Consider the following 12401-nt stretch of genomic DNA (forward strand, 5'->3'; position numbering starts at 1 on the left):
ATGGCTGTACAGAGCTGGCAGAAGTCCTCGTTCAGTGGCGACACTGCCAACTGCATCTACGTCTCAGCAGTTGCCGACACCGTCGTCAGGATTCGTGAGAGCGATTCTCCCGACACCATTCTCACCACCACGCCTGACGCGCTGCGCGCGTTCCTGTGCGGTGTGAGGGCGGGAGAGTTCGACCACCTGACGACGTGACGTACGGCCCGTGCCCCAGGGGTCCTGGGGCACGGGCCGGCGCCTGTCTACGTGAGAAGTCGGCCTGGCCGACTTCTCACGCGCGCGGCTACCGGTCGAGGGAGGGCTCGGAGGTGGGTGCCGCGTGACGGCTCGGGTTCCGGAGGGTCGGCCAGGCGCGGTCGCCGAGGAGGGCCATGGCGGCGGGCCCATGCTCAGTCCGAAGAGGATCACGAACATGAACAGCGGCAGCCATGCCACCACGCCCCCGTACGAGGTGAAGCCGAACGGCGATTGCCGGCGTACGCGGGGTGCGCGGCGCTGACCTGGGCGGTCTGGCTCCGGCGGCAGTGACGGGGACGTCGTCAGGGGCGCTTGGGCCGTTGGCGTGACGCTCGGAACGGTTGGGCGCGCGGGCGGAACCCCAGCCGATTAACGTCGGCCGCAACACGTTCTCGGACCGGGAGGTTGCAGTGCAGCGGTGGATCGTCCTGACGGTACTCACCTCGGCCCTCACCGGCCTCACCGGCCTCACCGGCGCCGCCGTCCCCGCAGTGGCCGACGACCCGGTCCCCGCCACCACCGTCACCCTCGGCGACGCCACGATCGACCCCAGGCTCCCCGGCCGGATCCGGGTGCAGGTCGAATACCTCTGCACGGTCACGACCGAAGCCCGCTCGCTCACCGTCTCGGCGGAGCAGAAGGACCCGGAGGACTCCTCGTCGGTCGCCTTCGGCTCCAGCCGGACGGATGAGACGGACGTGATCTGCGACGGGACACCGCAGACACGGCAAGTCGTCGTCCAGTCCAAGACCACCAACTGGCTCCCGGACGTCGACGCCGTCCTGACCGCCACTGTCTCCAACCTCGGCGCCACCCCGCCCGCCGCCGCCGACGCCAAGCGGGTCAAACTGGCCACCACCACGGCCTGATGCGCGCGCCCCGCCGGGCCGCCGCCCTCCTGCTGCTGGTCGCAGCCGGCCCCTCGCTGACCGGCTGCCTCAGCTCGTTCGTGGTGCCGGGCCCGGAGGAGACCACCAGCCCCGTCGTGACGCCGTCCGAACCGTCACCCCCACCGTCCTCACCGGCCCCGTCCCCAAGCCCCTTCGCGGGGACGGTGACGATCCGCGACTTCTCCTTCGAGCCGGCCGACTTCACCCTCGGCCCGGGCGCGGTGGTGACCGTGACCAACACCGGCACCACCACCCACTCCCTCACCGCCCAGGACGGCACCTTCGACACCGGGCCGATCGCCCCGGGGGCGACGGCCACCCTGGCCGGGCCGACGCAGCCGGGGGCGTACTCGTACCTCTGCTCGTTCCACCACTTCATGCGCGGCATCCTGACCGTGTCCTGAGGGGCGATTGCCCTACGCTCGTGCCCTGCACTTGGGGAGGGCACGAGGGATGGTCGACAACACGTCGAACACGGTGAACGGTCCGGTAACCGGGCCGGTCGTGCAGGCCGGGAGCATCGGCGTGGTCAACGTGGGCGGGAGCCGATCCCCGGTGGTGCCGGACGGGGCCGACGAGTGGGTGAAGCTCGTCGCGGGCTCCCGCGTCTGGCAGCACGTCCGCGAGGACCCGAACGCCGAGCAGTACCAGCGCGTCGTACAGGAGGCCGTCGGTGAGCTGGCCCGGCTCCGGGACTCGGTCGACCTGGCGGACGACCCCTGGCAGGACCCGGGCATCGCGGAGCGCTTCGCCAAGCGGGTCGGCTGGTTGCTCGGCAACGCCGAGCTGGACCTCTACCCGGCGGAGGCCGCGCTGCTGGCCGTGCTCCCGTTCCTCTACCGCGTCCGGTCGTTGAACCTGGCGGCGGCACGGTCCGCCGTCAGGCCGACCGACCTTGCACCCTCACCCGAGCCCGACGCCCACCGATCGGCCTACGAGCAGTTCATCGAGTCCTACGACCTGCTCGTGGGGCGCACCCGAACCCGCCCCGCCTCCGCTGGCCCGCTCGGCTGGTGGCTGTTCCACCGCTGGCTCGACCAGCACGAGGACCTCGCCGACCCCGAGGGCGTCGGCGAGATCCTGGACCGACTCCCGATGCTCGCGCAGCTTGAGGAGACCTTCTCACCCAAGCGCGTCTGCGCACTGCTCCACGGTCTGCGCCGAGGCCCGGACGTCGGCAACCGCGACTACCTCGCCGGCCTCAGTGCGGACGACCACCTGCGGGCCCCGGGCGAACAGCACGTCCGGGAGCCGAGGTTGGCCCTCCTGCTGGCACTGGCGTACGGGACCGCCATCGAGATGACGGCGCTCCCCGAGATCGTGGCCGAACACCTCGGCATCCCGGACGAGGTCGACCTCGCCGACCTGCGCCGGACACTCGAACTGGCGGTCTGGGGCGGCTCCTACGACCTGCCGGTGCTACGCGCCGAGTGCCACCACGAGGCAGTGGTCGAAGGCCTGCGCGAGTACACCGCCCGCGCCGACGAACTCCTCCACGCCGTCCGTCGCGTCCTCCCGACGCACCCACTCCCCACCCGCCTCACCTCGGACGAGGCCGCCCCCGCCGCCGGTGCGTTCACCGGCTGGGCACGCTTCCGCATGGACGAACGCCGGGTCCGCAGCCTGCTGATGGGCATCGAGCTCTACCGCGACCGGGACCTGGCCGTCCGCGAGCTCTACCAGAACGCCCTCGACGCCTGCCGGTACGCCCGGGCCCGCGTGCAGTACCTGGACCGGTCGCGGACCTTCCGTCTGGGCACACTTTCCTACGACGGCCGCATCGAGTTCCGCCAAGGCGTGGACGAGGACGGCCGCGCCTACCTGGAGTGTCAGGACAACGGCGTCGGCATGGGCGAGGAGGAGTTGCGGGGAGTCTTCTCCAACGCCGGCGCACGGTTCGCGGAGCAGTTGGACTTCAAGCTCGAACGCGCCGAGTGGCGCAAGGTGGATCCGCCCGTCGAGCTGTATCCCAACAGCCGCTTCGGCATCGGCGTGCTGAGCTACTTCATGCTCGCCGACGAGATCCGGGTCAACACTTGCCGCCTGAACGCCACAGGTCAGTTGGGCCCGGAGCTGGAGGTCTCCATCTACGGCCCGAGCCACCTCTTCCGCATCGCCAAACGATCGGAGCAGGGTCGCGAGCCGGGCACCACCGTGAGGCTGTACCTGCGGGACGACATCGAGCTGGCGGAGTCGTGGTCGTGCGTCGACGTCCTCGAACGCCTCCTGGCCGTCGCCGAGTTCTCCACCTCGGCGGTGCACTTCGAGCGGGAGACCAGCTGGGATCCCGGAGTCCTGAAGCCCCGGAAGGCACCTCGGGGCGAGACCTTCGGCCTCAACGCCTGGGGTGCCACGACGCCCTGGAACGATGCCCCGGAGGGCGTGCAGGTGACGTGGTGCGAGCATGGCGGGGCCCTGCTGGTGGACGGCCTGGTGGTCGAGCCGGAGGGCGTCCGAGGCGTCATCTCGCCGCGCGGATTGGCCGGCGCCGTCGTGAACCTCACCGGACGGATGTCACCGGCAAAGCTGTCCGTTGATCGCCGCCGCGTCATCAGCGACCTGTCGGAGCCCGTCCGGGATCTGCTGGAGGCAGCCGTGGGCGAGTTCGTGAGCCGTGACTCGGCCGTGCTGAGCATGGGGTGGATTCACCAGGTGACGGACGGGAACTACCAGCTAGCTGATGTCGTGGCTGCCGAAGTCATTCGGCAGGGGCGCCGGTTGGATTTCCTGGGCGCCGAATACGACGTCTGCCGGACCGGCTGCTTCCTGGCGGATGACGGAATCCTCACATGGTTCAAGTCCTCCGTCGAGTTCGTGACGGGGAACGTCAACGGTAACCCGCCCGATCATGTCCTGCTCTGGCGGATGATGGCCTATGACGTGGATTCCTCGGTTCCGGAGCTGGCTGCTCTCTGTCCGGAGCTCCTCGTGTCCCGGAATGTGCGCACAGCGATGCCATCCGATATAGCAGTGCTGGCGCCAAGGCATCAGTCCCTCGGGGTCAGGTCATGGACTCTGGGGCGACCGGACGGAGAGTGGGTCTTGGATCTCGGGCGGGATCTCGGCATCACGCTCAAGCAGGCCCGCGATCGGGCTGCTGGACTCGGCGTGCTTCCCGCTCGTGACTTCGTCTTTGAGCTGGGGCCTGGCCGCCCGCCCGTGGTCATCCCTCGCCAGGCTGCGGTGGCTCTGACCGGAACTGTGGCCGCGGGAGCGACGGATGCCGATGACTGGGATCCGGAGATCAGCCAGTTGGCAGAGTTGTGGTGGCACGATCCTGGCGAGCTGACTTACGACTTGATCTTTATGTTCGGGGAGCTTGGCAAGCACTCGTTCCGTGAGGTGATCGAGCGGCTCCGGGCCTGTGGGGCGGAGATCCCGATCGTTCTGCCGAAGCGCCCGGACCGGCTGGACAGGGAACTCTTCGTGCTCGATGGCGCGATGGATTGGGACAACCTGCCGTTGGGTGACCCCGTGCCCTTCGCGCGCTTGATCGATGCAGCTCGGACGCTTCACCTGCATCCTGGGGAACTGGCTCGCCACCTGAGGACCCGCGGGATCGTTCCGTCCTCTGACGACCTGCCGCGCGGGCTTACGGTGGAGCACGCGGGTGATCTCCTCGACCTCGGAAAGTCAGGCGCCGTCGGGTTGTTATGGATCGAGGAAATGACCTTGGCCGACCTGCTGAACGTGTCACTGAGGACGGGTCATCCGATGGCACAGATCACTGAGTGGTACCGCGAGTGGGGCATCAAGGTCCCCGATCCTGCCGAGCTGATCCGTGCCGCCCTCGCCCGGGTCCCCATGGCCGACCCCTCCTGAGCACCGAATCCACCCGTGAACAGGGATGCTGCTACCCGTCCCCTTGTTCTACAGTTCCGTAGAACCAAACGGGTGACGAACGGGGACGAGCATGGACAGGCCGCTTCGGCTGCCGCAGCAGGATCGGGCGGACTTCGAGACGGAGCTGGGGCGGGCGCTCTCCGCTCCGCAGGTGCGGGCCGCGTTGCGGGCCGGCGGGGACGAGGCCCGGGGTGCGGAGCGGTTGCGGCGGGCGGCGCGGGAGAATGCGGAGTTCGTGCTGGCCGCGGCGGCGCCGGAGTACGAGCGGTATGTGGCGCTGCGGGCGGATGCCGATGCGGTGGCGCGGCTGCCGGTGGACGTTCCTTCCCGGGAGCGGGCGTCGGGGTGGTGGGGGGTGTTGGGGGTGGTCGTGCCGATCATCGCGGTGACGGCGGCGGTGATCTTCCTGCTGCTGGGCTTCGTGCTGGGGCTGGTCGAGGACCTGGAGGTGCTGGCGCACGCGCTGCTGGAGGCCGGGGGGTTGTCGGCCGGGGCGGCCGCGGTGAGTCTGCTGGTGGGCGGGCTGGGGCTGCTGGGGGCGGCCCGGTCGAGGGGTGCGGAGGCCGGGGAGGCGGCGGGCGGGCCGGGGGAGTTGCCGCTGGCTCGGGGTGCCTGGCGGGCGGCGCTGGCGGAGCGCGGGCTGGTGCCGTACCTGGTGGCGCAGGCGAACGCGGCTCCCGGGCAGCGGCGCTGATCAGGCGCGGTCGAGTCTTGCCGTGCGGGCGGCGTCGACCAGGAGCTGGGCGGCGTCCGGGGGGATGGCCAGGCGGCGGGCGATCCAGGGGGCCGGGCGGCCGGCCCGGGCGAGCATCCAGGCGGAGTACAGGTGGCCGAGCTGGGGGGCGTTCTCGGCGAGCAGCAGGGGGCGGACGGCCTCCATCGGGAAGCCTTCGAGGGCGCGGGCGCTGTACTCGCGGCCGTGGGGGCCGGGTGGGGGCAGTGGGAGCGGGCGGCGGAGGTCGATCCAGCGGCTGAGCAGCACCGCGCCGACGACCAGCAGGCCGGTGCCGGAGGCGCCGATCAGGATGCCGCCGATGACGGGGCGGTCCTCCTCCTCGGCCATGCCGAGGGCGATCTCCTCCAGGACGAGCAGGCCGAGCGCGGTGAGCAGCACCGCGGCCTCGGCGGGGCGCGGGTGGGTCCGGGACGTCGTCATGCGGAACCTCTTCCTCGGCAGGGCGGCCGGGGGTTTCGGGCGGGCGCGGCGATTCACCTTCCGTACAACGGCGGTGGGCGGCCCGGGGCACGCGTCACGGCTCAGGCGGTGAAATCGCGGATCGGAATTGACGGACCGTCACATGTGCGATGCGGGTGGCCGATTGGCCTTCTTGAGGAGGCTGTGACCTCCTTCCGGTCGGGCGCGCCGGGGCGGTGCGTCCATCGACGGGGCGAGGAGCCCGACTGCGGGTGGGCTTCGAGTCAGCATAGCCCGGGCATGCCAACTTCGACAGGCTTGTCGAAGTTGCGGAGCCCGGGCTCGCGGTGACATGGGAGAGCGCCCGTCCGCGCCCCGGCAGGGTGGCCGGGGCGCGCGGACGGGCGCTGGGTGTGGAGCGGTACGGCAGTGGGGCCGGCGGGGGCGGCAGGCCGTCAGCGGGCCAGCAGGGGCAGCGGAGCGCCGGTGCGGGCCGGGAGTTCGAGGCGGGTGAGCAGCGCCGACGGCGAGACCTCGACCACCCGGCAGCCGGCCCGGTGGCGGCAGTGGCGGGCGACGGAGCCGTGCCGCAGGCGGTCCAGGCGGCGGCGGGTGGCGACGCCGAGCACGAGCAGGTCCTCGGGGCCGGTGACGGCGCCGACCAGGGCCGGGCCGGGTTCGGCGTTGACCACCAGCGGGCGGATGACCAGGCCGGACGGGTAGCCGCCGTAAGCCTGGTCGAAGGCGACGTCGAGGCGCCGGCGGGCGGCGTGCTCCAGTTCGGAGAGCGGGCGCAGGCCGTCCCGCTCGTTCGCGGTCCAGGCGGCGACGGGTACCAGGACCGCTGCCTGCCGGGCCGCCTCGCCGACGGCGTGGTAGAGGGCGGCCAGACTGCTCAGTGACCCGCTCAGGCCGACGATCACTCGGGTGGTCCCGGACATGGCCGTTCGCCTCCGTCTCTCCGGCGGCTCTCTCCATCGGGCTCCGCCGGTTCGGCACTCCTTGCTTCGGATGACTCCAGTGAACCGCGGAACGGACGCCTCCGTACCGCCGCTGACACGACCATGACGCAGGTCGCACACATCTTGACGTCCTTCTGACAGGGCGGCCGGAGGCCCGACGGGAGGGGTCCCTCAGCCCAGACCCGGGACGAACTGGATCAGCAGGTCGATCGCCTTGATGCCGAGGAACGGCAGCACCAGCCCGCCCAGTCCGTACACCCGCAGGTTGCGCCGGAGCAGGTCGGTCGCGGAGGCCGGCTGGTAGCGCACGCCGCGCAGGGCGAGCGGGATCAGGGCGATGATGATCAGCGCGTTGAAGATGATCGCGGAGGCGATCGCCGAGGTGGGGCTGTGCAGTTCCATGATGTTGAGGTGGTGCAGCGCGGGGTAGGCGTCGGCGAACATCGCGGGGATGATCGCGAAGAACTTGGCCACGTCGTTGGTGATCGAGAAGGTGGTCAACGCGCCCCGGGTGATGAGGAGTTGCTTGCCCACTCGGATGATCTCGATCAGCTTCGCCGGATTGGAGTCGAGGTCGACCATGTTGCCGGCCTCCTTGGCGGCCGGGGTGCCGGAGTTCATCGCGACGCCGACGTCGGCCTGGGCGAGCGCGGGGGCGTCGTTGGTGCCGTCGCCGGTCATCGCGACCATGTTCCCGGCGGCCTGCTCGCGCCGCAGGTGGGCGAGCTTGTCCTCCGGGGTGGCCTCGGCGAGGAAGTCGTCCACCCCGGCCTCGGCGGCGATGGCGCGCGCGGTCAGCGGGTTGTCGCCGGTGACCATGACGGTGCGGATGCCCATCCGCCGCAGTTCGGCGAAGCGTTCGGCGATGCCCTCCTTCACCACGTCCTTGAGCTCGACGACACCCAACGCCCTTGCCCCGTGCCGGTCGTGGACGGCGACCAGCAGCGGGGTGCCGCCGGCCTCGGCGATCCGGTCCACCAGCGGCTTGGCCTCCATCGGCAGCCGCCCGCCGGAGTTCACCACCCAGCGGGCGACGGCGCTCGCGGCGCCCTTGCGGATCAGGCAGGTGGTGCCGTCCGGCCAGGCGAGGTCCACGCCGCTCATCCGGCTGTGCGCGGTGAAGGGGACGTGCTGCTGCTCGCCGAGTTCGCCGGGGGAGCGCGGCGGCACCCAGTACTGACGGTTCGTCAGCTCGATCAGCGATCGCCCCTCCGGCGTCTCGTCCGCGACGGAGGCCAACTGGGCGGCCTCGGCGAGCTGTTCGGTGGTCGCGCCGGGCAGCGGGTGCAGGGCGACGGCCCGGCGGTTTCCGTGGGTGATGGTGCCGGTCTTGTCGAGCAGCAGCACGTCCACGTCGCCGGCGGCCTCCACCGCCCGGCCGGAGAGCGCGACCACGTTGCGCTGCACCAGCCGGTCCATTCCGGCGATGCCGATGGCGGAGAGCAGAGCACCGATGGTGGTCGGGATGAGCGCGACCATCAACGCGACCAGCACGATGGTGGTCTGGGGTGAGTGGGCGTAGATGGCCATCGGCTGGAGCGAGACGACGGACAGCAGGAAGACGATGGTCAGCGAGGCCAGCAGGATGTTGAGCGCGATCTCGTTCGGCGTCTTCTGCCGGTTGGCGCCCTCGACCAGGGCGATCATCCGGTCGACGAAGCTCTGCCCGGGCCGCGAGGTGATCCGGACGACCAGGTGGTCGGAGAGGACCCTGGTGCCGCCGGTGACGCCGGTGCGGTCGCCGCCCGACTCCCGGACGACGGGCGCCGACTCCCCGGTGATGGCCGACTCGTCGACCGTGGCGACGCCCTCGACCACCTCGCCGTCCTGCGGGATCACCTCACCGGCCGGCACGAGGACGATGTCGTGCAGCAGCAACTGCTCGGCGGGGATGACCTCGTGGCGCAGGTCGCGGGTGCCGACCCGCCAGTGCAGCAGGCGCCGGGCGGTGGTGGCGGACTGGGCGCGGCGAAGGGAGTCGGCCTGCGCCTTGCCGCGGCTCTCCGCGACCGCCTCGGCCAGGTTGGCGAACAGCACGGTCAGCCAGAGCCAGAAGGAGATCACCCAGGCGAAGACGCCCGGGTGGAGGACGGCGCTGATCGTGGTGAGCGCGGAGCCGGTCTCGACCACCAGCATCACCGGATTGCGCATCATGGTGCGCGGATGGAGCTTGCGGACGGCGGCGGGCAGCGCCTCGGCCAGCTGGCGGCGGGTGATCAGCCGGCGGCGGCCGGTGGACTTGGACGGGCGGTGGCTCGGGTGCGGCGGCTCGGGCGCGGGCGGCTGCGGGCGGCGGAACCAGTTCTGCCGGCCGGCGGTGGCGTCCGGGGCGGTGCCGGGGGCGGTGCCCGGGCTGGCGCTCGGGGTGGCGTTCCGGTTGGTGTTCCGGGTGGTGTCCGGGGTGGTGAGGGCCGAACGGCGCATCGTCTCGGGGGACCTTCCGGGCCGCCCCGTTCAGTGGGGACGGCGGTTTCGGTGGGGCTGCGGGGACGGCGGACAGCCCACCACCGGCGAACCGGCGGACATGCCGCTCTTGACACAGGCTTGTCGGCGCGGCGGCCGTCCTTGACGGACCTCTGACACCGTCGCCGGCCGGCCGCCGGACCGCTGTCAGGAAGGCGTCAAGGACGGGCCCCGGGCCGTACGCCCTGCGTCAAGGGCGGGTGCGGTCGGTGTGCGGAGGGTCTCCACTGGAGGGGTGCGGCCGCCCGGGCCGTCGTATGGAGGGACCCCGCCATGACCACTGTCACCGCCGTCATCGACGTCGACGAGCCGCTGGAGCGGACGGTCCGCCTCGTGCCCGCCGCCTGGCGCCGGGACCGCCCCGAGCCGCCGGAACCGTCCCGGGCTGCCGACCGGGACCGCACCCGCCCGGCGAACTGCCGGTTCGCGATGCACTACGAGGACTGACACCCGTCAGGGCGTCCCGCCGCCCACGCGCCCACCCAGAGGAGCAGCCGCCATGACCCAGCTCATCGCCCCGTCCGTCCCTGTCACCCCCGTCACCCCTGGGACCACTTCCGCCGACCTGCTCGGCGGCCCCTGGCCGGCCTCGGCGCGGCCCGGCCGGGGAGCCGATGTGGTCGTGGGCGGGGTGGGGCTGGCCGAGGCCGCCGAGCGGTTCGGAACGCCGCTGTACGTGCTGGACGAAGCCGAGGTCAGGGGGCGCGCCCGGGCGTACCGGCGGGCGCTGCCGCACGCCGAGGTGCTGTACGCGGCCAAGGCCTTCCTGTGCAGCGTGATGGCCGACTGGGCGGAACAGGAAGGCCTGGGGCTGGACGTGTGCTCCTCGGGCGAGCTGTGGCTGGCGGTCTCGGCCGGCTTCCCCGCGCAGCGGATCCTGCTGCACGGCAACGCCAAGTCCCCGGACGAACTGCGGCTGGCCCGGCGGCTGCGGGTCGGGCGGATCGTCATCGACGGCCCGGCGGAGATCGCCCGGCTGGCCGCGCTGGTGGCCGCCGACACGCCGCAGAAGGTGCTGGTCCGGGTGGTTCCCGGGATCGCCGCCGGGCACCACGCGGCGGTGCGGACCGGGGTCGGCGGGCAGAAGTTCGGCTTCCCGATCGAGGGCGGCGACGCGGCGGACGCCATCGCCCGGGTGCTCGACCAGCCGGGCCTCGAACTGGCGGGGCTGCACTGCCACCTGGGCTCGCAGATCACCTCGGTCGAGCCGTACCTGGAGGCGGTGGACGCGCTGGTGCGGCTGCTCGCGCAGGTGCGGGAGCGGCACGGCGTGGAGCTGCCGGAGCTGGACCTCGGTGGCGGGCACGGCATCCGCTACCTGCCCGGGGACGAGGAGCTGGACCTCGCCGGGTTCGCCGTGCGGGTGACCGACCGGCTGGCGGTGCGCTGCGCCGAGGCCGGGCTGGAGGTGCCGCGGTTGATCGTCGAACCCGGTCGTGCGATCGCCGGTCCGGCCGCGGTGGCGGTGTACCGGGTGCTGTCCGTCAAGCACACCGCGGACGGCCACTGCTTCGTCGCGGTGGACGGCGGCATGAGCGACAACCCGCGCCCGGCCCTGTACGGATCGCCGTACACGGTGCGGCTGATCGGCCGCCGCTCGGAGGCGGGGGAGACGCGGGTCGACGTGGTCGGCCGCCACTGCGAGGCCGGGGACGTCCTGGTCCGGGACGCGGTGCTGCCCGCCGACCTGCGCCCGGGCGACCTGCTGGCCGTGCCGGCGGCCGGCGCGTACCAGCTGTCCATGGCGTCGGGGTACAACCTGGTCGGCCGCCCGGCGGTGGTGGCGGTGAAGGACGGCCGGGCACGCCTGCTGATCCGCCGGGAGACGGTGGAGGACTTCCGCCTGCGCGAGGTCGGCCGCTGAGGGGGAGACACGGTGGTGGCGCGAGAAGTCGGCCCGGCCGACTTCTCGTGCAGATGTCTGGGCAAAAAAGCAGGTGAGAGGCCCTGAGGGGCTTCGGTAGGGTCGCGCGCGTGACGAACTGGCGTGAGATCCACGAGAACGACTGCGCGCTCCCCGCGGGGCGCCGGCTGGACGACCTGGTCGCGGAGCTGGCGGAAGCCCTGGGGGACCCGGATCCCGAGGTCCGGGACGGGTACCCGTACGCGGTCCTGGACACCTGGATCCGGCGCGGGGTGATCGACGGCGAGCGGTGCCTGGCACTCGGGGACCTGATGGCGGAACGTTTCGCCGATCCGCGGATCGAGGCCCGGACGTTCGCCCCGCTCGTGCTGAAGATGATCGTGGATCAGGGAGTGCTCAGGGCCGAGTGGATCGACGCGTTCGCCGCCTGGTACCGCTCGGAGGCCGACCTGCGGGGCCGTGACGAGACGCTCGGCTGGCTGCACGCCGTGGCGCACGGCGCGGACCTGCTGGGGGCCTTCGGCCGGCGGCCCGAGGTCGACCCGGAGCCGTTGCTGGTGCTCGCCGCGGAGCGCCTGCTCGCGCCGACCGACCACCTGTTCGCCGAACGGGAGGACAACCGGCTCGCCAGGGCCCTCGCCCTCGTCCTCACCCGCCCCGACCTGACACCGGAGCGGTCGACGGCCTGGCTGTCGACGGTGGGTGACGTCTTCGTCGGGATGGAGCGCGGGCCGATGCCGGTCTGGGCCTCCAACACGGTCCGCACCCTGCTCGCCCTCTACGCACTGGCAGACCTCGGGGTGCCCACGGAGCGCGGCGGGCGGCCCGGCCCGCTGGCGCACGGATCCGCGGTCAAGGCCCGGCTGGCCGAGGTGTGGCAGCCGGTGTTCCCGTACGCCTGAGCCGTGGACCGCTGCCGTGGGGGGGGGGGGCCGGCGCCGGCAGACGGGCGCCCCCCGCGCGGGGGGGGTTGGGGGGGGGGGCCGCCGGTGACGGGGCGTTCG

11 protein-coding genes are annotated in these 12401 nt (G+C 72.2%); 8 read left to right on the forward strand and 3 right to left on the reverse strand.

Annotation, left to right across the window (positions count from 1 at the left end; all coding sequences use genetic code 11):
- The 5 genes from ACFWP2_RS17700 to ACFWP2_RS17720 all read left to right on the forward strand — a co-directional run bounded on the left by ACFWP2_RS17700 (position 1) and on the right by ACFWP2_RS17720 (position 5667).
- Positions 1-198, forward strand: a complete 198-nt coding sequence (locus tag ACFWP2_RS17700) for a DUF397 domain-containing protein (RefSeq protein ID WP_380452125.1) — start codon at positions 1-3, stop codon at positions 196-198.
- A 452-nt stretch (positions 199-650) separates the two neighbouring features.
- Complete coding sequence (locus tag ACFWP2_RS17705; RefSeq protein WP_380452128.1) at positions 651-1109, forward strand: hypothetical protein; 459 nt, start codon at positions 651-653, stop codon at positions 1107-1109.
- Positions 1109-1534: a cupredoxin domain-containing protein gene (locus ACFWP2_RS17710; RefSeq protein ID WP_380452131.1), complete on the forward strand. Its 426-nt coding sequence runs from the start codon at positions 1109-1111 to the stop codon at positions 1532-1534. Before ACFWP2_RS17705 ends, ACFWP2_RS17710 begins: the two co-directional genes overlap by 1 nt.
- A 49-nt stretch (positions 1535-1583) precedes the next feature.
- Positions 1584-4952, forward strand: a complete 3369-nt coding sequence (locus tag ACFWP2_RS17715) for a hypothetical protein (RefSeq protein ID WP_380452133.1) — start codon at positions 1584-1586, stop codon at positions 4950-4952.
- A 91-nt stretch (positions 4953-5043) separates the two neighbouring features.
- Positions 5044-5667, forward strand: coding sequence for a hypothetical protein (locus tag ACFWP2_RS17720; RefSeq protein WP_380452136.1), 624 nt, complete (start codon positions 5044-5046; stop codon positions 5665-5667).
- On the opposite strand, the gene ACFWP2_RS17725 is transcribed toward ACFWP2_RS17720, so the two are convergent.
- The 3 genes from ACFWP2_RS17725 to kdpB form a co-directional block, all read right to left on the reverse strand.
- Positions 5668-6129 carry a hypothetical protein gene (locus ACFWP2_RS17725; RefSeq protein ID WP_380452139.1) on the reverse strand — a complete coding sequence of 154 codons (462 nt, stop codon included), beginning with the start codon at positions 6127-6129 and terminating at the stop codon, positions 5668-5670.
- 434 nt (positions 6130-6563) lie between these two features.
- Positions 6564-7049 (reverse strand): universal stress protein, encoded by a 486-nt coding sequence (locus tag ACFWP2_RS17730; protein WP_380452141.1) that lies wholly within the window; start codon positions 7047-7049, stop codon positions 6564-6566.
- Positions 7050-7241: 192 nt separating this feature from the next.
- The gene (gene kdpB / locus ACFWP2_RS17735) at positions 7242-9494 is read right to left on the reverse strand and encodes a potassium-transporting ATPase subunit KdpB (protein ID WP_380452144.1); all 2253 of its coding nucleotides are present in this window, start codon (positions 9492-9494) and stop codon (positions 7242-7244) included.
- 312 nt (positions 9495-9806) lie between these two features.
- On the opposite strand from kdpB, the gene ACFWP2_RS17740 reads away from it, so the two are divergent.
- The 3 genes from ACFWP2_RS17740 (at position 9807) to ACFWP2_RS17750 (ending at position 12299) form a co-directional block, all read left to right on the forward strand.
- Positions 9807-9980 carry a hypothetical protein gene (locus tag ACFWP2_RS17740; protein ID WP_380452147.1) on the forward strand — a complete coding sequence of 58 codons (174 nt, stop codon included), beginning with the start codon at positions 9807-9809 and terminating at the stop codon, positions 9978-9980.
- A 52-nt stretch (positions 9981-10032) separates the two neighbouring features.
- Positions 10033-11397 (forward strand): diaminopimelate decarboxylase, encoded by a 1365-nt coding sequence (gene lysA / locus ACFWP2_RS17745; protein WP_380452150.1) that lies wholly within the window; start codon positions 10033-10035, stop codon positions 11395-11397.
- 110 nt (positions 11398-11507) lie between these two features.
- Positions 11508-12299, forward strand: a complete 792-nt coding sequence (locus ACFWP2_RS17750) for a DUF2785 domain-containing protein (protein WP_380452152.1) — start codon at positions 11508-11510, stop codon at positions 12297-12299.
- The last annotated feature ends 102 nt before the right edge of the window (positions 12300-12401 follow it).

The organism is Kitasatospora sp. NPDC058444 (assembly GCF_042721415.1).
In the GTDB taxonomy this organism is placed as follows: Bacteria; Actinomycetota; Actinomycetes; order Streptomycetales; family Streptomycetaceae; genus Kitasatospora.